Source organism: Rhizobium sp. M1 (genome assembly GCF_002531805.1).
Lineage (GTDB): Bacteria > Pseudomonadota > Alphaproteobacteria > Rhizobiales > Rhizobiaceae > Rhizobium > Rhizobium etli_C.
Window position 1 is genome coordinate 138107 of the sequence record NZ_NWSW01000006.1, and the last position, 24363, is coordinate 162469.

Sequence of the window (24363 nt, forward strand, 5' to 3'; positions counted from 1 at the left end):
GTATGAAAGTTCTTTCGGTTTCGTCCGAAGTCTTCCCTTTGATCAAGACAGGGGGCCTGGCCGATGTGTCAGGCGCCCTGCCGATTGCTCTGAACGCCTTCGGGGTCGAGACCAAGACTCTCCTGCCCGGCTATCCTGCCGTCATGAAGGTCATTCGCGACCCCGTCGTCAGGCTCGAATTCGCGGACCTGCTCGGAGAAAAGGCGACCGTGCTCGAGGTCCGGCACGAGGGCCTCGATCTGCTCGTCCTCCATGCCCCGGCCTATTACGACCGGCCGGGCGGCCCCTATCTCGATCCGCTCGGCAAGGACTATCCCGACAATTGGCGCCGTTTCGCCGCCCTGTCGCTCGCCGCCTCCGAGATCGCCGCCGGTCTGCTGCCCGGCTGGCGGCCGGATCTGGTCCACACGCACGATTGGCAAGCGGCGCTGACCTCCGTCTACATGCGCTATTATCCGACGCCGGAACTGCCGAGCGTGCTGACGATCCACAACATCGCCTTCCAGGGCCAGTTCGGCTCCGAGATCTTTCCAGGCCTGCGCCTGCCCGATCATGCCTTCGCCATCGACGGCGTCGAATATTACGGCACGACCGGCTTTCTGAAAGGCGGCCTGCAAACCGCCCATGCGATCACCACTGTCAGCCCCACCTATGCCGATGAGATCCTGACGCCGGAATTCGGCATGGGGCTCGAAGGCGTGATTGCCACCCGCATCGACAATCTGCACGGCATCGTCAACGGCATCGACACCGATATCTGGAATCCGGCAACCGATCCCGTCGTCCACACCCATTACGGCCCGACGACGCTGAGGAACCGCGACGAGAACCGCCGCTCGATCGCCGAATTCTTCCATCTCGACAATGACGATGCCCCGATCTTCTGCGTCATCAGCCGTCTCACCTGGCAGAAGGGCATGGATATCGTCGCCAACGTCGCCGACGAGATCGTCGGCATGGGCGGCAAGCTCGTCGTGCTCGGTTCCGGCGAAGCCGCGCTTGAAGGCGCGCTGCTCGCTTCCGCCAGCCGTCATCCCGGCCGCATCGGCGTCTCGATCGGCTATAACGAGCCGATGTCGCATCTGATGCAGGCCGGCTGCGACGCGATCATCATCCCCTCACGCTTCGAGCCCTGCGGCCTGACCCAGCTTTACGGTCTGCGCTATGGCTGCGTGCCGATCGTGGCGCGCACCGGCGGGCTGAATGACACGGTGATCGATGCCAATCACGCCGCCCTTGCGGCGAAAGTGGCAACCGGCATACAATTCTCACCCGTGACGGAAACGGGCATGCTGCAGGCAATCCGCCGTGCGATGCATTTTTACGCGGACCGAAAACTCTGGACCCAATTGCAAAAGCAGGGCATGAAATCGGATGTCTCCTGGGAGAAGAGCGCCGAACGCTACGCTGCCCTCTATTCAAGCCTCGTCTCGAAAGGCATGTGACCTAAAATGATCAAGTCCGTACCCACCACGCCCTACCTGGACCAGAAGCCCGGCACCTCAGGCCTGCGCAAGAAGGTTCCGGTCTTCCAGCAGCCGAATTATGCGGAGAACTTCATCCAGTCGATCTTCGATTCGCTGGAAGGCTACCAGGGCAAGTGCCTCGTCATCGGCGGCGACGGACGCTATTACAATCGCGAAGTCATTCAGAAGGCGGTCAAGATGGCCGCCGCCAACGGCTTCGGCAAGGTGATGGTCGGCAAGGGCGGCATCCTGTCGACGCCGGCCGCGTCCCACATCATCCGCAAGTACAAGGCTTTCGGCGGCATCATTCTGTCTGCCAGCCACAATCCCGGCGGCCCGACCGAAGATTTCGGCATCAAGTACAACATCAACAATGGCGGTCCGGCCCCGGAAAAGATCACCGACGCGATCTATGCCCGCTCCAAGACGATCGACAGCTACAAGATCGCCGATTTCGCCGACGTCAATCTCGATCGCATCGGCAAGGACGAACTTCCCGGCGGCATGATTCTCTCGGTCATCGATCCGGTCGAAGATTATGCCGCGCTGATGGAAGAGCTGTTCGATTTCGGCGCCATCCGCAATCTGATCAGCCTCGGCTTCCGCATCGCCTTCGATGGGATGAGCGCCGTCACCGGCCCCTATGCCAAGGAAATCTTTGAAAATCGCCTCGGCGCTCCCTCTGGATCTGTGCGCAATTTCATGCCGCTGCCGGATTTCGGCGGTCATCACCCGGATCCGAACCCGGTTCATTGCAAGGAACTCTTCGATGAGATGATGGGTGATGACGCGCCCGATTTCGGCGCCGCTTCCGATGGCGACGGCGACCGCAATCTGATCATCGGCCGCGGCATCTTCGTCACACCCTCCGACAGCCTGGCGATCCTTGCCGCCAACGCCAATCTCGCCCCCGGTTACTCCGGCGGCCTCGCCGGCATCGCCCGCTCGATGCCGACCTCGGGTGCTGCCGACCGTGTTGCCGAAAGACGCGGCATCGGCATGTATGAGACGCCGACCGGCTGGAAGTTCTTCGGCAACCTGCTCGACGCCGGCATGGCGACGATCTGCGGCGAGGAAAGCTCCGGCACCGGATCCAGCCACGTCCGCGAAAAGGATGGCCTCTGGGCGGTGCTGCTCTGGCTGAATATTCTTGCCGTGCGCGGCGAGAGCGTCGCCGATGTGGTCACCCAGCACTGGCAGACCTACGGCCGCAACTATTATTCGCGCCACGATTACGAAGGCCTCGACACCGATGCGGCGAACGGGCTGATGGACAATCTCCGCAGCCAGCTTTCCACCCTGCCCGGCAAGAGTTTCGGCAGCCTGAAGGTCGAGAAAGCCGACGATTTCGCCTATCACGATCCGATCGACAAATCGGTGAGCGAGCACCAGGGCATCCGCGTCCTCTTCGAAGGCGGCTCCCGCGTCGTCTTCCGTCTCTCCGGCACCGGCACGTCTGGCGCAACCTTGCGTGTCTATATCGAGCGTTACGAGCCGGATTCGACTCGCCACAACATCGAAACGCAGGAAGCGCTCGCCGATCTCATCGCGGCAGCCGACAGCGTTGCCAGCATTCGGGAACGCACGGGACGCGACGCGCCAACCGTGATCACCTGATCCGGGGGAAACATGCGCGGGAACAATGCGGCGCAGGCCGGCGCGATCGTCTTCGATACCGGCGTCGAATTTGCCGTGTGGTCGCATCATGCCGCGCAGGTCGAGCTCTGCCTGTTCGACAATGACGGCAACAGGGAATTCGCGCGCCTGCCGATGGCGCGCGACGGCAACCAGATCCATCGCCTCTTCGTCGATGGCCTCAGGCAAGGCGCCCGCTACGGCTATCGCGCCGACGGTATCTACGCGCCGGACAACGGCCTCTGGTTCGATCCGTCGAAATTGCTGATCGACCCCTATGCCAAGGAGATCGACCGGCCGTTCCGCTACGATCCCCGCCTCGGCATCTATGGCGAAGACAGCCAGGATCTGATGCCGAAGGCGATCGTCACATCAGATACGCGCGCCGCCGTCGCCAAGCCACTCTTCAAACCGGGCGGCTTCATTTACGAAGTCGCGGTCCGCCCCTTCACCATTCTTCATCCTGATATACCGGAACGCCAGCGCGGCACGATCGCCGCCCTTGCCCATCCCTCCGTCATCGCGCATCTGAAGCGGATCGGTGTCGATGCCGTCGAACTGATGCCGATCACCGCCTGGATCGACGAACGCCACCTGCCGCCGCTCGGCCTCACCAATGGCTGGGGCTACAATCCTGTCGCCTTCATGGCGCTCGATCCCCGGCTCGCTCCCGGCGGCATGACCGAGCTGCGCGAGACGGTCGCCGCCCTGCATGCCGAGGGCATCGCGGTTATCCTCGACCTCGTCTTCAACCATACCGGCGAGAGCGACCGGTACGGGACGACGCTGTCGCTGCGCGGCCTCGACAACCTGCATTATTTTCGCCATGTCCAGAATGGCCCGGGCGAACTGGTCAACGATACGGGAACCGGCAACACGCTCGCCTGCGACCATCCCGAAGTTCGCCGTCTCGTCATCGACAGCCTGCGCCATTTCGTGCTCAACGCCGGCGTCGACGGTTTTCGCTTCGATCTCGCGCCCGTCCTCGGCCGAACCGCGACCGGCTTCGAGCGCGATGGCGGAACACTTGCCGCCATTCTGGCCGACAACGTGCTCGCCGACCGGATCATGATCGCCGAACCCTGGGACATCGGTCCCGGCGGTTACCAGCTCGGCAACTTCCCGCCGCCCTTCCTCGAATGGAACGATCGGGTCCGCGACGACCTGCGTTGTTATTGGCGCGGCGATCAATGGAAGACCGGCGCGCTGGCAACCGCGCTTGCCGGTTCTTCCGACATCTTCGCCCGCATTGACGGCAAAGGGACGCGCAGCGTCAATTTCCTTGCCGCCCATGACGGCTTCACGCTGATCGACCTCGTCTCCTATGCCGGAAAGCACAACGACGCCAATGGCGAGCACAATCGCGACGGCCATAATGAGAACCACTCGTGGAACAATGGCGTCGAAGGCGAAACCCTCTACCCCTCGATCCGCAAGCGCCGGATAAACGATGTGATGGCGCTGATATCAACGCTCTTTGCCACCCGCGGAAGCATCATGCTGACGGCCGGCGACGAAGGCGGACGCAGCCAGCGCGGCAACAACAATGCCTATTGTCAGGACAACGAGATCACCTGGCTCGACTGGAAGACATTGAATGAGGATCTCATCGCCCATACCGCCTTCGTCGCCGGGCTGCGCCGCCGCTTCACCGCCTTTTCCGAAACGGATTTCCTGTCGGGAAATGGCGACGTCGAATGGATCTCGGTTTCGGGCGAACCGATGACGGTCGCCGAATGGGAGACGCCGTCGCTCGCCGTCCTCGGCATGCTGCTGGCAACCGGCGACCGGGCCTCAAGAGGCAAACCCACCCGGCTTGCCGTGCTCTTCAATCGTTCCGAAAGCCGCGAGCTCTTTACGCTTCCGTCGGAAGGCGAAGCTTGCTGGCGTCAATTGACGCCGGCGGGCGTGAAGAAGGCCGGCGCCCGAGTCACCGTCGAGCCACGCTCCGTCGGCTTTTTCATAGAAAAGTGACCGGCGCCTCCCATTGGCGCAAATCCTTGTCGCAATCGTCATAAATGCACGATAAGGCTTTGCCGCGGCGGGCTTATCTGACGGGGAAATGCATGGGCACGGAAATTTCACTCTCCGACGTGCGGGGATTGATCGGCATGGAAACGGGCCTTTCGGATTGGATCACCGTCGACCAGACGATGATCGATGCCTTTGCGGGGGCAACGGATGACCACCAGTTCATTCACGTCGATCCCGAGCGCGCCGCCGCCGAAAGCCCCTTCGGCGGCACCATCGCCCATGGCTTCCTGACACTGTCTCTGCTCTCGGCGATGAATTACAACTGCCTGCCGAAAGTGCGCGAGCAGACCATGGGCATCAATTACGGCTTCGACCGCGTCCGCTTCATGACGCCGGTCAAAAGCGGCGCCCGCGTGCGCGGCCGCTTCCTGCTGTCCGACGCCCGCTTCCGTGGCGGCGGCATGCTGATGACCACCTACGACGTTACGATCGAGATCGAAAACGAGAAGAAGCCGGCCCTGACGGCAAAATGGATCACCATCATCCAGTTCGACCCGAAGGATCGTCCCGAGGACGTGTAGGCCGGATGCGGCTATGATTTCACGGAATTAACGACCGCTTCAAGCGCGTGGCCGTCCGGATCGATGACGAAGGCGGCATAATAGTGCTCGCCATAGTGGGGTCGAAGACCGGGAGCGCCATTGTCACGGCCACCATGCGCGATTGCCGCGGCATGAAACGCATCGACCGCCTCACGGCTCAGCGCGGCAAAGGCCAGATGAAACCCCGGGCCGGCCGGACGCTGGCCCTCTGGCCGATGTTTGATCGCCAGCTTGTCGCCGCCGCCGGGAGGGCCGTAGCCGACCGCCTGCCCCGTCTGCCCAGGCCTGATGTCATCCCAGACCCTGACATAACCGAGGGCACCGAGGGCGGCATCGTAAAATGCCGCCGACCGCTCTATATCGGAAACGCCGAGGGAGGCATGATGCAGCATTCTTCCTCCCTCGAACGGGCGCCCTAAATAGGCAGGACTGATCCGGGCTCAATGACCGGCATCATGAGCCGCCTCGTTGAGCAGCCCGAAGACGAAGTCGGAAAACGACCGCCAGCATTCGACCCGGAACGTCTGTTCATCCGTGCGCAGAAGCACGATTTCCGCCTTGCCCAAGATGGTCCGCGATGCGGCCCCGACCGGAAACGAAGAAAGCGACAGGTCCTGCGGGCAGCCGGCGGCAAGCGTCTTTTCCGCGCCCGGTCCCGAGACGATGATCGCGACATTGCGGTGGGAAACGTCGGTCGCCGAATGCACGGCACGGAGGCCGGAAAGCACCGCCATCAGATCGGCGCCATCCTCATCGATTACCAGCCATTCGTCCGGCCCGATCCAGAGCGCTGAGCGCGCACCGGCTCGACTGGAGGTCTTCGGAGCGTTCGGCACGGTGAGACCGAGCGCTTTGGACAGCGCGGCAAGCGATTCCGCCGGCGCGCGCAGTGCCACCCGGCTCGCTGCCGGTGCCACCGTCAGCCGTACCGTTGCGGAGCCGCCGAGACGGCCGGCAAGCACTGGCTTGCGAATTGCGACATCAGCCATGGATGCGGCCTCCTTCCTTGTCAAAGAATACCAGATCCGCCACCTCGACGGCGATCGTCCGGTCCGGCATCGGCACGTAGAGCGTCTCGCCCATCCGCGCCCGGCCGCCGGCGACGAGCGCGAAGGCGATCGACCGGCCGCAGCTTTCCGACCAGTAGGCCGAGGTAACGTGGCCGAGCATCGTCATCGGCTTCGGCTCGTTCGGGTTCGCGACGACCTGCGCGCCTTCTTCGAGCACCAGCTTCGGATCCTTGGTGACAAGCCCGACCAGCTGCTTGCGTCCCTCTTTCACGAGGTCCGGCCGCTGCAGGCCGCGAATGCCGACAAAGTCCTTCTTCTTCTTCGAAACGGCCCAGGCAACACCCGCGTCATCGGGCGTAACCGTCCCGTCAGTATCCTGGCCGACGATGATGTAGCCCTTCTCGGCGCGCAGAACGTGCATCGTCTCGGTGCCGTAGACGCAGGCGCCGAGCGGTTCGGCATTGGCCCAGACGGCTTCGAGCACCGACTGGCCATAATCGGCCGGCACGTTGATTTCGAAACCGATTTCGCCGGTGAAGGAGACGCGGAAGAGCCGCGCCGGCACACCGCAGACGGTGCATTCGGCAACGCTCATATGCGGGAAGGCCTCGTTTGAGAGGTCGACCCCTTCGACCAGCGGCTCGACGATCTGGCGCGCCTTCGGCCCCTGCACGGCAATGACGGCCCATTGCTCGGTGACCGAGGTCAGCCATACCTTCAGGTCCGGGAATTCCGTCTGCAGGTAATCTTCCATGTGGTGAAGAACGCGCGGTGCTCCGCCGGTCGTCGTCGTGACATGGAAACGGTCCTCGGCCAGTCGCCCGACGACGCCGTCGTCATAAACGAAGCCGTCTTCGCGGGTCATGATGCCGTAGCGGGCCTTGCCCGGCTTCAGCGTATCCCAGGCATTGGTGTAGATGAGGTTGAGGAACTTTGCCGCATCCGGTCCCACCACCTCGATCTTGCCAAGCGTCGAAGCATCGAAGATGCCGGCCGACTCTCGGGCTGTGCGGCATTCGCGCGCGACCGCCTGATGCATGTTCTCGCCGGCACGCGGATAGAACCAGGCACGTTTCCAGTTTCCGACATCTTCGAAAACGGCACCGTGGGCTACTTCCCATTCGTGCAGCGGCGTCTTGCGCGTCGGATCGAACAACTCTCCGCGCGAATGGCCGATCAGCGTGCCGTAGGTGACCGGCGTGTAGGGTGCGCGGAAGGTGGTGAGACCGACCTGCGGGATTTCCTTGCCGAGCATTTCGGCGGCGATTGCCAGGCCATGCATGTTGGAAAGCTTGCCCTGGTCCGAGGCCATGCCGTTCGTCGTAAAGCGCTTGATGTGCTCGATCGAATGCATGCCCTCGCGCACGGCAAGGCGGATATCCTTGGCACAGACATCGTGCTGGAAGTCGATGAAGGCCTTGGCGTTGGTTTTCGGCCCCGCGCCTTCGGCGGCACCGATCATACCGCCCGTCCATTCAAAGGCCTGCTCGGCCGAAATTGCGATCTTCTCGCCGCTGCTTCCGCCGGTGGCCTGCGCCATCAGCTCGCCGGCGGCAAGCGATTCCTCGATCGTCCGCTGCAGGTCGTCGGTGCCGTTGCAGGCGCCGACCGACAGGCAGTTCTGCGCGTAGGAGCCGGGCAGGAAACGCTGGCTTTCAGCGTCGAAGGCGACTTTGCCGCGCGACTGCGAGAACAGATGCACGGAGGGCGTCCAGCCGGCCGAAACCAGCAGCGCATCGACGGCGATCTTGCGCGGCGAACCGCCGCCGTTGCGCGCCACCGTCATCGACGAGATGCGCAGCCGCCCCGCGGTGTTGATGACCGACTGGCCGGCCAGCACGTCGATGCCGAGCGCGCGCGCTTCCGCCAGCACCGCCGCGCCCGGCGCCTGCCGGCAATCAACGATGGCAGCGATCGAAACGCCCGCGCGTTTCAGGTCGAAGGCCGTTTCATAAGCCGAGTCATGCGCCGTGTAGATGCCGACATTCTTGCCGACGGCGACGCCGTAATGGTTGAGATAGGTCCGCGCCGCCGAGGCCAGCATGATGCCGGGCCGGTCGTTGTTCGGAAATACCATGTGCCGTTCGATCGCGCCGTTAGCGAGGATCACCCGCTTGGCCCGGACCTGCCAGAGCCGTTCGCGCGGCAGATCATGGGCGGGATTGGCGAGATGATCGGTGACGCGCTCGGCCAGGGCGACAAAATTGTGGTTGTAGTAGCCGAAGGCAGTCGTACGCAGCAGCACTTGGACATTGTCCATCGCCTTCAGCTGCGCCACGGCCTTCTGCGCCCAGGTGAAGCCGTCCTGCCCGTCGATCTTGGCGCCGGCATCATAGCGCAACGCGCCACCCGCCTCCGCCTGCTCGTCGCAGAGGATCACCCTGACGCCGGTCCGGGCCGCGGCCAGCGCCGCCGAAAGCCCGGCAACGCCGCCGCCAACCACCAGCACGTCGCAATGCGCGTAACGGCTGGCATAATGGTCCGGATCGCCTTCCGTCGGGGCAACACCGAGGCCGGCGGCGCGACGGATGAGCGGTTCATAGACATGCTTCCAGGCGGCGCGCGGCCACATGAAGGTCTTGTAGTAGAAGCCGGCGGCGAAGAACGGCGACATCAGATTGTTGATGGCCCCGACATCGCGGGCAAGCGAGGGCCAGCGGTTCTGCGAGCTGACGATCATGCCGTCGAAGACTTCCTGCACGGTGGCGCGCACGTTCGGCTGCTTGCGTGCCGCATCCCGGGCGACGTCGATCAGGGCGTTCGGTTCCTCGGCGCCGGCTGACAGAATGCCGCGCGGCCGGTGATATTTGAACGAACGGCCGACGAGGTGCACGCCGTGGGCGATCAGCGCCGAGGCGACGCTATCGCCTTCGAGCGCCGCATAGGTCTTGCCGTCGAAGCTGAAGCGCGCGGTTTTGGCCGGCGTCAGGCGCCCCTTGCCGGCGATACGGTTGACGCCGCTCATTGCGCCTCTCCTTCCAGGGCTTCATATGTCTCGACAGGCGCGTGCTTCTCGGCCGCAGCCCCGATCTCGGGCTTCGGCTCGCCTGCCTTGTAGGTCATGATGAACTTGTCGCTCACCGTGTCGCGCGCGGCGTTGAAGAAGCGCCCGCAGCCGTGAATATGCCGCCAGCGTTCGTAGATCAGCCCCTTCGGATTGTCGCGCAGAAAGAAATAGGCCTCAAATTCCTCATCCGATATCGAGGCCATGTCGGTGGGCCGCGCGATATGCGCGTCGCCCGCGCCGCGGAATTCGAGCTCGGAGCGCTCTTCCTGGCAGTAAGGGCAATGGATCAGCAGCATGTAGGATTTCCTTCTCCTCCACTTCTCCCCAGCGGGGAGAAGGTGCCTGAAAGACGGATGAGGGGGTGAGCGACAAAAGCAGCGAGCATGAGCACGAAAACACCCATCGTCAGTGCGCCACCGCCGCCGCTGCAGCCTCGTCGATCAGCCGGCCGCTGCGGAAACGTTCCAGCGTCAGGCCGGCGCTGAACTTGTGCGGTTCGTCGCGGGCGATCAGATGGGCGAAAAGATTGGCCGAGCCCGGCGTCGCCTTGAAGCCGCCGGTGCCCCAGCCGCAATTGACGTAAAGCCCGGGAACCGGCGTCTTCGACTGGATCGCCGAACGATCCGGCGTGTTGTCGACGATGCCGCCCCATTGACGCATCATCTTGACGCGCCGGAACATCGGGAAGAGTTCGCAGATGGCATCGAGCGTATGGGTGATGATCTGCAGCCCGCCGGTCTGCGAGTAGGAATTGTACTGGTCGGTGCCGGCGCCGATGACGAGTTCTCCCTTGTCGGACTGGGAGATATAGGCGTGCACCGTGTTCGACATGACAACACAGGGGAAGATCGGCTTCAGCGGCTCGGAAACCAGCGCCTGCAGCGGGCTCGATTGCAGTGGCACCCGCACATCGGCCATCTTCATGATCGTCGTCGTGTGGCCGGCCGCCGACACGCCGACTTTTCTGGCGCCGATGAAACCGCGCGTGGTCTCGACGCCGGTCACGCGCCCATCGGGCGCACGGCGGATGCCGGTCACTTCGCAATTCTGGATGATGTGGACACCGCGGTCCGATGCTGCGCGCGCATAACCCCAGGCGACCGCATCGTGCCGCGCCGTGCCGCCGCGCCGCTGCAGCGCCGCGCCGTTGATCGGGTAGCGCGCGCTGGCCGAGATATCGAGCGGCGGACAATAGGCTTTCGCCTGCTCCGGCGTCAGCCATTCATTGTCGATGCCGTAGAGCCGGTTCGCATGGATATGGCGCTTGAACGACTGCTGGTCGTGAATATTGTGCGAGAGCATCATCACGCCGCGCGGCGAATACATCACATTGTAGTTGAGCTCCTGCGAAAGCCCCTCCCAGAGCTTCATCGAATGCTCGTAAATGTGCATGCTCTCTTCGTAGAGATAGTTCGAGCGGATGATGGTGGTGTTGCGCCCGGTATTGCCGCCGCCGAGCCAGCCCTTCTCGATCACCGCCACATTGGTGATGCCATGCTCCTTGGCGAGATAATAGGCGGCCCCCAGGCCGTGCCCGCCGGCGCCGATGATGACGACGTCGTATTCGGCGCGCGGTTCTGGTGAAGTCCACTGCTTCTCCCAGCCTCTGTGGCCACGAAGGGCCTCTCGCGCCACGGCAAAAACCGAATATTTCCGCATCCGCCTTCTTCTCCTTCGGGCAAGGACTATTCTCCGTGCCCATACAAATCGCAAATCCAAATGCGGCACAACGGCTCTTTTGCGACGCGCGAGAGCTTTGGTTTTGACACTGAGCGACATGATGTCGAAAAACGCCCGGTTTTCCAGAACGCGCGCTCCGCTTCCTCCGGCAACCAGCAACCGATCGGACCGCCGGCCAGCCCTCACCCAAGTGGGCGAGAAGACAAGCAGTTACCAAAATGTTAATTCTCGCCTGTTGCCGGGGTCTTATATCATGTGGGGTCGGCGTTCATTCTTCCACGCGCTTTTCATCGCGTTTTTGAGCGCCCAGGCGTCGCCCGCCGCCGAGCCGGTCGGCCAAGCCGTCCTCATCAAGACCGAAGTGACCGGACAGGCCGGCCCCATAGAGGTCAATAGCAGCGTTCACCGCGACGAGCGAATCCGAACGTCGCAATCCGGACTTGGCCAGTTTCTGTTTCGTGACGGCACCAAGCTTGCGGTCGGCTGGGGTTCCTCCGTCGTCATCGACAAATATGTGTTCGACGATACGCAATCGGTCAGAAAGCTCACCATCAAGGCCGCCAAGGGGACTTTCCGCTGGGTCAGCGGTAATTCCAATTCGTCGGCCTATCAGATCCTGACGCCGGCCGGCACGATCGGCGTGCGCGGCACCGCATTCGATTTCTACGTCGGCCCCGACGGCACCACCGCCGTCGTCCTCCTGAACGGCGCGGCCAGCTTCTGCGGCCCCGGCGGCTGTCGCCAGCTGCAGCAACGCTGCGATTGCGTTGTCGCCAAACCGAATGGCGATATGACGGCGGCCGGCCGGGTCGATCGCAACGTCCTTGACAGACTTGGAAACCAGCGTGCCCTGCCCTTCCTGTCCGGCAACCAACGGCTTTCGGGCGGCCTCGGCATGCTCGGCGGCTGCAATATGGCCTCCGTTATGCCGGAAAGAAAAGACAGAACACGGCCTCCGCCGGCAGTTGCGCCTGCTCCGCAGAGGCAGGATCCGCCACAGAGACAGGCCGAGCCGCAAAAGGAGCGACCGAACAAGCCCGACAAGCCTCATCACGACAAGCCTCATCACGACAGGCCGCACCATGATAAGCCCCACCATGACAAGCCGGATAGACCCGACAAGCATGAGGGCCATGGGAGCCACGACGATGACGGAAAGCCCGGAAATCACGGTTTGGATCATCGGGACCCCGAGCGCCACCATGATGGAGATCGCGACCATAAGAATGATCGAAACCACGACAGAAGTCGGAATTTCAATCGCGGTCGGTGAGGCTGTTTTCGGGATCCTCGCAAGTCAAGGCGTCGGCACTGGGCACCGCCCTTCGAAAATCGCTTCTACTTTTCGGCATCGGCGGCGCTCTTTTCGATCCCCGCCGGCAATTCCCGAAAATGGTCGGTCCTGCTGGGTATCCGCCGATAGAATTCCACCAAACCGCCCACCACCTCATCCGCCCTGAGCTTTGCCGTATCCATAAGTTTGCGGGTATTCTTTGAATGCGCATGCAGGGCTTGCATCAATTGCCGGTGAACGGCATTGAGCGCGGCGAATTCCCGGGATGCCGCCACATGCTCATCGCCGAGGACGGCAAGGATCTTAGTGCGGCTGCTCTTTCCCTTCAGTGGAATGGCGCCGGCGTCGATCAGCGCCATTCCTTTCACTGAACGTGCAGCGCTGTCGGAGATGAGGATATCGAAGCCTACCTCTTTGCACGACGACTCGATGCGGGCGGCGACGTTGACGGCATCTCCGACAGCCGAATAGTTGAAGCGGGTCTTGGCGCCCATATTGCCGACGCAGGCAATGCCGGTATGGATGCCGATGCCGATGCCGACCTCCTGATCGGGACCGAAGCCGAAGGCGTCGCCGGCGTTCAGTTCGGCGAGTGTCGCGCGCATGGCCAAGGCTGTGCGAACCGCCTTGGTTTCGTGATCCGCAACATCAACCGGCGCATTCCAGAACGCCATGATCGAATCGCCGATAAACTTGTCGAGCGTGCCTTCATTGGCCACGACATGACGGCTTAGCGCGTCGAGCAATGTGTTCAGGAAGGCGACGACAGCCGTCGGCGCCAGCCGTTCACTCATCTCGGTGAAGTTCCTGACGTCGACGAACATGACCGTCAGCTCGCGGTCATCCCCACCCAGGCGCAATGCATCGCGGTTATGCTCAATGCGATGGAGCAGCGACGGAGACAGATAGTGTCCGAAGGCGCGCCGCACCTCGCGCCTTTCCCGATCAATCACCAGAATGCGGAACGAGGTTGCGGCAAAATGGGTGATCGATCCGCTGACGATCGGCGCCAGCGGATCGAGAAGAAGTCCCCAATAGAGAAACGACAACCACGACGCCACGAGCGCCATTGCCGTAATCAGCAGGCCGCAGACCAGGGCGACGGCGGGACTGACGAAGGTCGTCACCACGACGAGCAGGCATCCGAGCACCGCGATCGTGAGGATTTCCAGCCCGTCCGCCCAGTCGGGCCGCGACAGGAACTGGCCGGAGAGAATCTGCTCGACGGCCTGCGCATGCAGCGAAACGCCAGGGACATTCTCGCCGAGCGCGGTGACGCGAATGTCCTGCAGGCCCGCGGCCGAAGTCCCGACGAAAATGACGCTGCCGTTGATGGCGGCTGCAACGTCGGGGCTGGCGCCTGCACCGGTGAGCACCTGGCGCGCAGAGATATAGCGCTCGGCCCGGTCCGGCGTGACATAGAGCCAGAGTTCGCCGGCCGCCGTCAGCGGCACGACGAAGTCGCCGATCTTTGCCGATGTCATAATGGCGGCGCGGTCGGGCGCGCCCGACAGCACATAGGTCGACACCCCCTGCGCGACCCGCAGCGCCTCGATCGCCAGATTCGGATAGAGCTGCTCGCCATCGGTCAAGAACAGCGGAACCGCCCGAACCACAGGCGAGGGATTGCCCGGATTGAGGCTGATATGGCCAAGCCCCGCTGCATTGGCCTCCAGTTGCGGCCTGAGCGGCGTCGAAGCGTGCAGAAAGGGCGGGGCCGAGACCGGACTTTCGCCCGTGAAGGCGAAGCCCGCCTTGACGGGCGGCCGGTAACCGCCCTCGTTGGACAAGCCGAAGCCGAGGACGACGGGCTTGCCGGCAATCGAGCCGGCGAATATCTCGTCGTTGTCGGGCAGTTTCTCGGCAAGCGAAGGATCGACGCCGGCGACCTCGCGTACGACGTTGCGCGGCGATAGCCGGTCCGGCTCGGCGAAGAGAACATCGAAGGCGATGGCCGCTGCCCCCATTTCCGAGAGCCTGTCCACCAACAGCGCCAGCCTGTCCCGCGGCCACGGCCACTGGCCGAATTCGCGCAGCGAGGCTTCGTCGATGTCAACCACGCGGACCGGCATCGGTTCGAAGCTTCTCGGAACCAGCCGCTGATATTCGTCGAAGGTCACCCCGCGGATCAGCTTGAAAATCCCCGGATCGTCCGCCCGCAGGATCGTCAGCGCTGCCACGATCGCCAGGCCGATAACCACACCGATTTGCTGCACGCGTGTCATCATCTCACCGGCTGTCCCTCCCGCGGCCGACGGAGCGGCCTGCGTCTGCCGACAGACAGGCTACGCCGCTTTCGGCCCGAATGCCATTCGCGCACGCGTCCTGGACGCTCCGTTTTCGACCTCTTGCCCTTCGTCTTTCCATCCGGCCGATAAGAAGCGCCGTCAATGAGCCCACGGCTCCGATTTTGGCCAGGCTTTTGCTGGGATGACAAGGCTTCGACCTTGCCGGGCGCCCGGCGAAATGTTCTTGTAGCGATCGAAAATCGCACGCTTTTTCAAGAGAAGGGTAAGGGTCGCCGTGATTTCCGAATCCGCCGCGCGCCGAAGCGGCTACTGGCTGATCGCCGTCGTGCTGGCCATGCTGGCCGGGCTGCCGCTTGCCGTCTGGCTCGACATCAGCGATCTCTCGGGAAATACCTTGCGGCGACAGGCGCGCGACATGAGTTCGCTGATATCGAGCATTCGCTCCTATTATTCGGCGAACGTCGTCGGACGGGTTTTGGCCGCGCATGCCAGCGGCGCGACCGCCGGCACGGTCGTCTCCCACAACTATGCCAATATTCCAGGCGCCATCCCGCTGCCGGCAACACTTTCGCTGGAGCTCGGCGACGTCATCAAGGAACAGCAGGCCAATATCACCTATCGTTTCGTCTCCGATCTGCCGTTCAAGAGCCGCGCATCCCACGAGCTCGACGACTTCGAAAGACAAGCGCTCGCGGCGCTGCGCGCCAATCCGCAACAGACGCTGAACGACCTCACCCGTGTCGGACTGACCGATACCCTGCGGTTCATCACCCCTGTCGTCATGGGCCAGGCCTGCGTTGCCTGCCACAACAGCCACCCGGAAAGCCCGAAGACCGATTGGAAGGTGGGCGATGTGCGCGGCATCCAGGAAGTGATCATCCGGCAGCCCTATGCGAGCAACGTCTTCGCCTTCAAATACCTGCTCTGCTATTTTCTGTTTGTCGCCATCATCGGCCTCAGCTTCATTCTGCTGCAGCGGCAGCAGGCGCGCGCGATCCATAACGCCAACCAGGATCTGGAAGCGGCCAACGAATTCCTCGCCAGCGTCTCGCTGAAGATTTCACGCTACCTCTCGCCGCAGATCTACAAGAGCATTTTCAGCGGGCAGAAGGACGTGGTGGTCCATACCGAGCGCAAGCGCCTGACGATCTTCTTCTCCGACATCAAGGATTTCACCGCGACCACCGAGCGGCTGCAGCCGGAAGCGCTGACGGAGATGCTCAACGAATATCTGACCGAAATGTCGAACATTGCGCTCGCCCATGGCGGCACGGTGGACAAGTTCATCGGCGACGCCATGCTGGTCTTCTTCGGCGACCCGGAAACGAAGGGCCCGGAGGAGGATGCGAAAGCCTGCCTGCGCATGGCCGTCGACATGCAGCGCCGCCTCGGCGAACTGAAGGACAGATGGCGCAGAAACGGCACCGAAGAGCCTTTCGTCGTGCGCATGGGAATCAACAGCGGCTATTGCAACGTCGGCAATTTCGGCAGCAGCGACCGCATGGACTATACGATCATCGGCGCGGAGGCCAATCTCGCCGCCCGCCTGCAATCGATCGCCCAGGGCGGAGAGATCGTCATCAGCTACGAAACCTATGCGCTGGTCAACGAGATCGTCGATGCCCATCCACTGCCGCCGATCACGATGAAGGGCATACAGCGTGAGATCGTGCCCTATGCTGTGGATGGGCTGACGCTCGGCGCGGATCATAAGAGCCGCGTTCTGAGCGAACATCTCGCCGGCCTCGACCTGCATCTGGATATGAGCCGGGTCGAGCCTGCCGACCGCCTTCGGGTCAGGACGGCGCTCAAGGAGGCGATTGCAGCTCTGGATGAAGCCCTGCCGGAGTCGGCGCGATCGAGACAGGATATCGGACCGGTGTGATTTTTCCGCCTGCCTCCCATATCCGTCTGGACTTCCCCGACCCGATCTGCTATCCCGCATCACCAATCGCAAGGCTGCGGCCGCGCGAACGTTATTTTTTTGCCCCTGGCGCTGCGCCGCCTCAGGCATCAACCAAACCAAAGGAACGTGATTCTCGTGCAGGTACTTGTCCGCGATAACAATGTCGATCAGGCTCTCCGCGCTCTCAAGAAGAAGATGCAGCGCGAAGGCATTTTCCGCGAAATGAAGATGCGCGACTACTACGAGAAGCCGTCGCAGAAGCGTGCTCGCGAAAAGGCCGAGGCTGTTCGCCGCGTTCGCAAGCTGGCCCGCAAGCGCGCCCAGCGCGAAGGCCTGGTCGCACGCTAAGCGTTGCCGTCGTTTTTTCGACGTTTTCAGATGCATTGTGGCGGGGGCGATTGGTTCGCCGCCGCCTTTTTAGTTTGCCGCTGAAGATCGCATATCCCAATATCGGATATGCCGCATGGGGAAAGCGAGCCCGAATGGCTGTTACCACCTTCAATCCGTCCCGCGCCTTGCAGAAAACCGCATTGCTGCCCGCTATGGCGCTGGCCGCCATGTTCGGCCTTGCCGGCTGCGAAACGACCAATACCACGGACGCCGTGATCCGCATCGACAAGGCGCAGGGTTCGGAAGAGAACATCGCCTCGCTGACGGCGGTTATCAACGCCAACCCCCGGGATCCCGAAGGCTATAATGTCCGCGGCTCCGCTTACGGCCGCGGCGGCCAATTCCGTCCGGCGCTGAACGATTTCAACACTGCGCTGCAGATCAATCCGCGCTTCTTCCAGGCCTATGCCAACCGCGCCCTCGTCTATCGCAACATGGGTCAGCAGGCCCAGGCGATCGCCGACTATAACGCCGCGCTGCAGATCAACCCGAGCTATGACGTCGCCTATATCGGCCGCGGCAATGTCTATCGCATGGCCGGCCAGGACGACCAGGCGTTCAACGATTTCGACCGCGCGATCCAGCTCGGCACCACCGATGGCCGCGCCTATCACAATCGCGGGCTGATCTATCAGAAGCGCAATCAGCAGGACAAGGCGATCGACGATTTCTCGAAAGCGATCTCGCTCGCGCCGAACTCGGCCGAGCCCTATAACGGCCGCGGCATTTCCTATATCGCGCTGAACGACGACGACAACGCCTTTGCCGATTTCAACCATGCGATCGAGCTCAACGGCAACATCGCCGAATCCTGGGCCAACCAGGCGCTCGTCTACGAACGTCGCGGCGACAAGGCCAAGGCCGCCCGCTCCTATCGCCATGCGATCGGCCTCGATCCGAAGTACCAGCCGGCTCGTGACGGCCTTGCTCGCGTTGGCGTCGCCCCAGCCGGCTAAGGATGTGCATTAGGGCGGCCGGACCATCGGATGCTCCAGATCCTTGCCGTTGCGAGAAATCTCCGGCGGAGCCGCCTTATCTGTGACCGGCCCGATGCGCGTGCAGCGACCGCCGATGACGTCGACGCTGTCATGAAGGCGGCGGCATCGCCTTGAAAAGAGAGGCGGAAAAAACATCCGTCGTCTTCGATGGCATGTCATACGATGTTGCAACCGGCTCCTGCTCCCCCTAACATGTCGCTGCTTCGATAGCCCGCTATCGGGCGTTGGAAAAACGTGTTGAGGGCGTTTTGCGAGAGATACGGATCTTTGCGTTCCTGACCGCGAGCGAAAACTGTTGCGGGCAGCGCCCGCCCCAGCGCCGCGCATCGTCCGAGCGACGCAAGGGATGCGGCCATGTTTTGTGCCCCGGGATTTTATCCTTCGCTCGATGGGACTCGATGGAGTGTGCGATGGCGCAGGCGGCGTGGCGCATTCAATGAAGATCGTTGCGCTGTTCTTCCCAAAGGCTTCGATCGGCACCTATCTCGTTGCCATGGCGGTGGCGATTGCGCTGCCGATTTTCGCCTTCGTGGCGCTGCTTCTGCTGCAGCTGGAGGACAACCAGCGTTCGGCGCTGCGGCGCGAGACGGTGCAGGACGCACTTGCCCTTTCGCGCATCATCGACCGGCAGCTTCAGGACATGGCGACGACGCTGCGGCTGCTGTCGAGTTCGCCGGAACTTGAAAACGGCGATCTCGCCTCCTTCCACGAGCGCACGGAAACGGCTCTGCGCAACAATTCGCTTTACGTGCTTGCCGTCGACCGCACCGGCCAGCAACTGCTGAATACACGCCGGCCTTTCGGCACGCCGCTCGGAGAGATGGCAAACATCGCCTCCCTCGATGCCGCCATGAAATCCGGTCGCATCGAGGCTTCCGATGTTTTTCGCGGCAGAACCAGCGGCGATTGGGTCTATAACGTCACCCTCCCGAGGACAACGGATGATCCGGTCGCCGCCCTCATCATCACGCAGGATGCCAGGGATCTCGGCAGGCTGGTGACGACTCAGGGCCTTGCTCCCGGCTGGTCGGCCGCCGTCATCGATCAAAGCGGTCACGTGGTCGTTGCCGCCGGCCCCGCAGCCCTGGAACCCGGTACGCCCTTCGATCCGCGCATCCTGCCGGCGCTTGGTTTCTCCCGCGGCGTCTTCGAAGACAAGACGATCCTACCGCACACGCTTCTCGGTTATGCTCAAATTCCCGGCTGGTCATGGAAGACGGTGATCTGGGGGCCGGTGGCACAGGCTTCGATCCTCAGCACCTGGCGCTTCCTCATCATCGGCGGCGTGGCGCTTGTGCTCGTCGCGGTGCTCGCCGCCTATGCCGTCGCGAGACAGGTGCGCACCACCATCCGCGATATCGCCGAAATGGCAAAGCGTATGGGCGACGGCCACATTGTCTCGCCGGTCGAGACCAGCGTCATCGAGGCGAACCAGGTGGCGATCGCCCTGTCGAATGCCTCCTTCGACCGCAGCCAGACCGAGGACCGGCTGCGTTTCGTCATGCACGAACTCGTCCACCGCACGAAAAATCTTCTGACGCTTGCCCAGGCAATGATGCGCCAGCTCGCCAAGCAGGCCGACAGCGTCGAGACCTTCCAGGCCGCTGTCGCCGATCGCCTCGAGGGGCTGGGGCGTTCGATCGAGCTCCTGACCAGCGAGCAATGGGGAGGCGTATCGCTGCGGCGGGTCGTCGATATCCATCTGCAGGCCTTCCCGCAATCGCGTGAACAGATCGAAATCACAGGTGAGGATTTCGTCCTGAAGCCGGATGCGGTGCAGAATCTCGGTCTGGCCCTGCATGAGCTGGCCACCAATTCGGTGAAATACGGCGCGCTTTCCGTTCCGCAGGGCCGTGTCCGCTTCGAATGGCGCGATGTCAGGGAGGAAGACAAGCCGGATGCCCTGCTCCGCTTCACCTGGGAGGAGCGTGGCGGCCCGCCGGTGACAGAGCCCTCACGCACAGGCTTCGGCACGACCGTTATCAAGGCCCATGCCGCCGCCGCCTTCCGCGGCACAGTTGAGATCGATTTCCGGCCTGAAGGCCTGTTATGGGTGTTGACGGCGCAGCGCGCCGCGCTGGAGCGGGACTGACGCATGTCGCCCGGCAGGGCGGAGCGTTTCCCCGGAAATCCTGGCGCCAGAGCGCATCCCATGAATCACGTTTGATACCGCGTGCTTCAGCCTCCCGGAACAATCGCCACCTGCACCCGTTTCGAACAGGTCGTTCCCAAGGAGAAAGACCATGTTCAAGCAAACCATCATCGCAGCCGCGGCTCTGACGGCCGCAGCCTGGGCAAGCCCGGCCGGCGCGGAAAACTATGTCACGCTTGGCCGCCTGGTCTGCGGATCGGATGGCGGCCAGGGTCTGATCATCACGTCGCAGAAGAACCTGATCTGCACCTACACGCCGGCATCCGGCGGCGCCAAGGCGGTCTACGCCGGCAAAATCGAGAAGTTCGGCCTCGACATCGGTCAGACCGGCAAGAGCGTGATGATTTGGCAGGTGCTTGCGAAAACCGGTACGGATATGCCGCAATACGCCTTGGCCGGTGAATATTATGGCATCGGGGCGGATGCGAGCATCGGGGCAGGCGCCGGCGCCAAGGTGATCGCCGGCGGCACCAACAAAGCGTTCATGCTGCAACCGTTGAACGTCCAGGCTCAGGAAGGACTGAACCTGGCGATCGGGGTCGAGAAGATGACGCTGGTGCCGGGCGAGACATAAGAAAGCAGCAGGAGGGCGGCTGCATTTCACTCGATCAATGCGAAATCGCCTTGTTGATATCCTCGGTCATTTTCTTCGCATCGCCGAGCAGCATCATCGTGCCGTCCTTGTAGAACAGCGTATTGTCGATGCCGGCATAACCGGAGCCGAGCGAGCGCTTGACGAAGAGGCAGGTCTTCGCCCGGTCGACGTCGAGGATCGGCATGCCGTAGATCGGCGAGGTCTTGTCGTCGCGCGCGGCCGGATTGGTGACGTCGTTGGCGCCGATGACATAGGCGACATCGGCCTGGGCGAATTCCGAATTGACGTCCTCGAGTTCGAAGACCTCGTCATAGGGAACATTCGCTTCGGCGAGCAGCACATTCATGTGGCCGGGCATGCGGCCGGCAACCGGATGAATGGCATATTTCACTTCGACGCCGTTCTTCTTGAGATTGTCGGCGAGTTCACGCAAGGCATGCTGGGCCTGGGCAACCGCCATGCCGTATCCCGGCACGATGAGGACCTTCGAGGCATTCGCCATCAGATAGGCCGCGTCCTCGGCCGAGCCGAGCTTGACGGTCCTGTCCGAGGTATCGGGTCCGCTGGCCGCCGTCTCGCCGCCGAAGCCGCCGAGGATGACGGAGATGAAAGAGCGGTTCATGCCCTTGCACATGATGTAGGAAAGGATCGCGCCGGAGGAACCGACGAGCGCGCCGGTGATGATCAGCGCCAGATTGCCGAGCGTGAAGCCGATGCCGGCCGCGGCCCATCCCGAATAGGAGTTCAGCATCGAAACGACAACGGGCATATCGGCGCCGCCGATCGGCACGATCAGCAGAACCCCAAGCGCCAGCGACAGCGCCACCACGGCCCAGAAGTCGAAATGGCTTTCGGTGGCGGCAAGTCCGATGATGAAGAGCACGATCAGAACCAGCAGGGCCGCATTGATCAGATGCCGGTAGGGCAGCAGGATCGGCTTGCCGGACATGCGCCCGTCGAGCTTCAGGAAGGCGATGATCGAGCCGGTGAAGGTCAGCGCTCCGATCGCCACGCCGAGCGCCATCTCGACGCGCGCCTCGGTGTGGATGTGGCCGATCTCGCCGATGCCGAACGAGGCCGGCGTATAGAGCGCCGAAGCCGCGACCAGGACGGCCGCAAGTCCGACCAGCGAATGGAAGCCGGCGACGAGCTGCGGCATCGAGGTCATGGCGATGGTGCGGGCGACATAGGCGCCGACGCTGCCACCGATGGCAAGCCCAAGGATGATCAGCACAAAGCCGCCGAAGTCAGGCGTCGCCAGCACCAGCGTCGTCAGGATCGCGATCCCCATGCCGACCATGCCGTAGAGATTGCCCTTGCGGCTGGTGGCCGGATGCGACAGGCCGCGCAGCGCCAGGATGAACAGAACGCCGGAGACGAGGTAGAGGAAGGCTGCGATATTGGTCATCGGTCGCTCACCGGTCCTTCTTGCGGTACATCGACAGCATCCGCTGCGTGACGAGGAAGCCGCCGAAGATGTTGACCGAAACCAGCACCAGGGCGACGAAGCCGAAGCCGGTCGCAAGTCCGCTCGTCGAGATGCCGACCGCCAGCAGCGCGCCGACGACGATGACCGAGGAGATCGCATTGGTGACGGCCATCAACGGCGTATGCAGGGCCGGCGTTACCGACCACACGACGTAATAGCCGACGAAGATCGACAGGACGAAGATCGCGAATTGAAAGACGAAGGGATCGATCGCCCCGCCGGTGGCGGCACTGGCCGCTTCCGGCGCCTGGGCCGCCGCCGCAATCACGGCGGTCACCGCCTGGTCGAGCTGTTCCAGCGCTCTGTCCATTGCTTCACTGGCCATCAGTTGTCCCCCTTCTTCGCGCCGCCGAAGGCGGGATGAACCACGTCGCCGGCATAGGTCAGCATCGTCGCCTTGACCAACTCGTCGTCGAGGTTGACGATGACGCTGCCGGTTTCCTTGTTGACCATGGTCTCGAGGAAGGTGACGAGGTTCTTGGCGTAGAGCGCCGAGGCGCTGGCCGCAACCCGGCCCGGCATATTGGCAAAACCGATCACCTTGACACCGTCGACATCGGCGACCTCGCCGGCGACGACGCCCTCGATATTGCCGCCGCGCTCGACCGCGAGGTCGACGGCAACGGCACCCGGCTTCATCGAGGCGAGCATGGCGCGTGAAACCAGCCGCGGCGCGGCGCGACCGGGGATTAGCGCGGTGGTGATGACGATATCCTGCTTGGCAATATGCTCGGCCACGAGTGCGGCCTGCTTGCCCTGATAGTCGGCCGACATTTCCTTGGCATAGCCGCCGGCTGTTTCCGCCGCCTTGAACTCGTCGTCCTCGACGGCGATGAACTTGGCGCCAAGCGAGGCGACCTGCTCCTTGGCGGCCGGGCGGACGTCGGTGGCCGAAACCGCCGCGCCGAGACGGCGCGCGGTGGCGATCGCCTGGAGGCCGGCGACGCCGGCACCCATGACGAAGACCTTGGCGGCCGGCACGGTGCCGGCGGCCGTCATCATCATCGGCATGGCGCGGTCATAGACCGCCGCCGCCTCGATGACGGCCTGGTAACCGGCGAGATTGGCCTGGGACGACAGCACGTCCATCGATTGGGCGCGGGTGATGCGCGGCATCAGTTCCATCGCGAAAGCCGAAAGCCCGGCACTGGCCAGAGCCGCGATCGCTTCGTCATTGCCGTAGGGATCCATGATGGCGATCACCGCGGCGCCGCTTTTATAGGATGAGATTTCCTCTTCGTTCGGGCGGCGGACCTTCAGTACCACGTCGGCGGAGGCGGCATCGGCAAAACTGCCGATCCTGGCGCCGGCCGCCTCGAACTCTCCATCCGGAATACGTGACGCCGCCCCGGCACCGGCCTCGACGACGACGTCGAAGCCGAAACTCTTCATTTTCTTCACGGTCTCGGGGGAGGCCGCGACACGCGTCTCCCCGGCATTTTCCCTTGCAACGAAAACGATATTGCCCAACTGCCCCCTCCTCCGGGTCAGCCAGACCGCCGCAGGCTTCCCTGCGCAGGCCAAGCACCTAAGCATGTCGCGCAAAACTGTCCGGCGGTTCTGCGATAACGATATGCGAGAAAATAAAGACCTGAAGCACGAACAGCGAATCTGAACGATCGCAACGCGCTTCAGTCACAAGCTTCGGCGAAGCCCTCCCTTTGCCGCGATCAGCGGACCAGGAAGACGCCGGCAGCGAGAAGAATGATGAAGACGAAGAGGCCGCCGAGAAGGCCGGCGCCGCCGAAGAAACCGGCAGTCATCGCAAGCAGGAGGACGATGAGAAGCATCGAGCCGTATTTCGTGGCCGCGATGAACATGTCGTAGGTCTTTTCATGTTCCCGGTAATCCATCGGCGCGCCGGTCTCGACCGGTCCGGTATGATGTTCGGCCATAAATATCGTCTCCCTGAAATG

At 62.9% G+C, this 24363-nt stretch carries 20 protein-coding genes; 10 read left to right on the forward strand and 10 right to left on the reverse strand.

The genetic code is table 11. The features are described from left to right. Positions 1 to 2: 2 nt before the first annotated feature. From glgA to CO655_RS06810, 4 genes are all read left to right on the forward strand, one after another. Positions 3 to 1445: a glycogen synthase GlgA gene (gene glgA / locus CO655_RS06795; RefSeq protein ID WP_097603919.1), complete on the forward strand. Its 1443-nt coding sequence runs from the start codon at positions 3 to 5 to the stop codon at positions 1443 to 1445. A gap of 6 nt (positions 1446 to 1451) precedes the next feature. Then, positions 1452 to 3083 carry an alpha-D-glucose phosphate-specific phosphoglucomutase gene (locus CO655_RS06800; RefSeq protein ID WP_010031384.1) on the forward strand — a complete coding sequence of 544 codons (1632 nt, stop codon included), beginning with the start codon at positions 1452 to 1454 and terminating at the stop codon, positions 3081 to 3083. Between the two features lie 12 nt (positions 3084 to 3095). Next, positions 3096 to 5075 carry a glycogen debranching protein GlgX gene (gene glgX, locus CO655_RS06805; protein WP_097664178.1) on the forward strand — a complete coding sequence of 660 codons (1980 nt, stop codon included), beginning with the start codon at positions 3096 to 3098 and terminating at the stop codon, positions 5073 to 5075. A gap of 92 nt (positions 5076 to 5167) precedes the next feature. After that, complete coding sequence (locus CO655_RS06810; protein WP_038691313.1) at positions 5168 to 5656, forward strand: MaoC family dehydratase; 489 nt, start codon at positions 5168 to 5170, stop codon at positions 5654 to 5656. 11 nt (positions 5657 to 5667) lie between these two features. On the opposite strand, the gene CO655_RS06815 is transcribed toward CO655_RS06810, so the two are convergent. From CO655_RS06815 to CO655_RS06835, 5 genes are all read right to left on the reverse strand, one after another. After that, on the reverse strand, positions 5668 to 6069 hold the full coding sequence (locus CO655_RS06815; RefSeq protein ID WP_097664179.1) for a VOC family protein: 402 nt from the start codon (positions 6067 to 6069) through the stop codon (positions 5668 to 5670). Between the two features lie 48 nt (positions 6070 to 6117). Then, positions 6118 to 6666 carry a sarcosine oxidase subunit gamma gene (locus CO655_RS06820; RefSeq protein ID WP_097664180.1) on the reverse strand — a complete coding sequence of 183 codons (549 nt, stop codon included), beginning with the start codon at positions 6664 to 6666 and terminating at the stop codon, positions 6118 to 6120. After that, the gene (locus tag CO655_RS06825; RefSeq protein WP_097664181.1) at positions 6659 to 9652 is read right to left on the reverse strand and encodes a sarcosine oxidase subunit alpha; all 2994 of its coding nucleotides are present in this window, start codon (positions 9650 to 9652) and stop codon (positions 6659 to 6661) included. The genes CO655_RS06820 and CO655_RS06825 overlap by 8 nt, the downstream gene beginning before the upstream one ends. Continuing rightward, entirely contained in the window at positions 9649 to 9990 is a 342-nt protein-coding gene (locus CO655_RS06830) for a sarcosine oxidase subunit delta (RefSeq protein ID WP_097603914.1), read from the reverse strand. Before CO655_RS06830 ends, CO655_RS06825 begins: the two co-directional genes overlap by 4 nt. A 109-nt stretch (positions 9991 to 10099) precedes the next feature. Next, on the reverse strand, positions 10100 to 11353 hold the full coding sequence (locus CO655_RS06835; RefSeq protein ID WP_097541797.1) for a sarcosine oxidase subunit beta family protein: 1254 nt from the start codon (positions 11351 to 11353) through the stop codon (positions 10100 to 10102). Between the two features lie 274 nt (positions 11354 to 11627). Between CO655_RS06835 and CO655_RS06840 the strand changes: the two genes are divergently transcribed. After that, positions 11628 to 12647, forward strand: a complete 1020-nt coding sequence (locus tag CO655_RS06840) for a FecR domain-containing protein (protein ID WP_097603913.1) — start codon at positions 11628 to 11630, stop codon at positions 12645 to 12647. 65 nt (positions 12648 to 12712) lie between these two features. Here the strand turns inward: CO655_RS06840 and CO655_RS06845 are convergent, their stop codons facing one another. Continuing rightward, positions 12713 to 14893, reverse strand: coding sequence for an adenylate/guanylate cyclase domain-containing protein (locus CO655_RS06845; RefSeq protein WP_097664248.1), 2181 nt, complete (start codon positions 14891 to 14893; stop codon positions 12713 to 12715). Positions 14894 to 15191: 298 nt separating this feature from the next. Between CO655_RS06845 and CO655_RS06850 the strand changes: the two genes are divergently transcribed. The 5 genes from CO655_RS06850 (at position 15192) to CO655_RS06870 (ending at position 20937) form a co-directional block, all read left to right on the forward strand. Beyond that, positions 15192 to 16802: an adenylate/guanylate cyclase domain-containing protein gene (locus CO655_RS06850; protein ID WP_097664182.1), complete on the forward strand. Its 1611-nt coding sequence runs from the start codon at positions 15192 to 15194 to the stop codon at positions 16800 to 16802. Positions 16803 to 16958: 156 nt separating this feature from the next. After that, entirely contained in the window at positions 16959 to 17171 is a 213-nt protein-coding gene (gene rpsU / locus CO655_RS06855; RefSeq protein WP_003585885.1) for a 30S ribosomal protein S21, read from the forward strand. Positions 17172 to 17305: 134 nt separating this feature from the next. Next, positions 17306 to 18169 (forward strand): tetratricopeptide repeat protein, encoded by an 864-nt coding sequence (locus CO655_RS06860; protein WP_097664183.1) that lies wholly within the window; start codon positions 17306 to 17308, stop codon positions 18167 to 18169. Between the two features lie 478 nt (positions 18170 to 18647). After that, positions 18648 to 20303 (forward strand): sensor histidine kinase, encoded by a 1656-nt coding sequence (locus CO655_RS06865; protein WP_097664184.1) that lies wholly within the window; start codon positions 18648 to 18650, stop codon positions 20301 to 20303. 151 nt (positions 20304 to 20454) lie between these two features. Continuing rightward, a complete protein-coding gene (locus tag CO655_RS06870) occupies positions 20455 to 20937 on the forward strand; it encodes a DUF992 domain-containing protein (protein WP_097664185.1) in 483 nt (160 codons plus the stop codon). Positions 20938 to 20971: 34 nt separating this feature from the next. Here the strand turns inward: CO655_RS06870 and CO655_RS06875 are convergent, their stop codons facing one another. The 4 genes from CO655_RS06875 to CO655_RS06890 all read right to left on the reverse strand — a co-directional run bounded on the left by CO655_RS06875 (position 20972) and on the right by CO655_RS06890 (position 24342). Then, positions 20972 to 22366 (reverse strand): NAD(P)(+) transhydrogenase (Re/Si-specific) subunit beta, encoded by a 1395-nt coding sequence (locus tag CO655_RS06875; protein WP_097603908.1) that lies wholly within the window; start codon positions 22364 to 22366, stop codon positions 20972 to 20974. 7 nt (positions 22367 to 22373) lie between these two features. Next, a complete protein-coding gene (locus CO655_RS06880; protein ID WP_064683198.1) occupies positions 22374 to 22772 on the reverse strand; it encodes a proton-translocating transhydrogenase family protein in 399 nt (132 codons plus the stop codon). Then, complete coding sequence (locus tag CO655_RS06885; RefSeq protein ID WP_097603907.1) at positions 22772 to 23917, reverse strand: Re/Si-specific NAD(P)(+) transhydrogenase subunit alpha; 1146 nt, start codon at positions 23915 to 23917, stop codon at positions 22772 to 22774. Before CO655_RS06885 ends, CO655_RS06880 begins: the two co-directional genes overlap by 1 nt. 200 nt (positions 23918 to 24117) lie before the next feature. Then, complete coding sequence (locus CO655_RS06890; RefSeq protein WP_097580418.1) at positions 24118 to 24342, reverse strand: aa3-type cytochrome c oxidase subunit IV; 225 nt, start codon at positions 24340 to 24342, stop codon at positions 24118 to 24120. Positions 24343 to 24363: the final 21 nt, after the last annotated feature.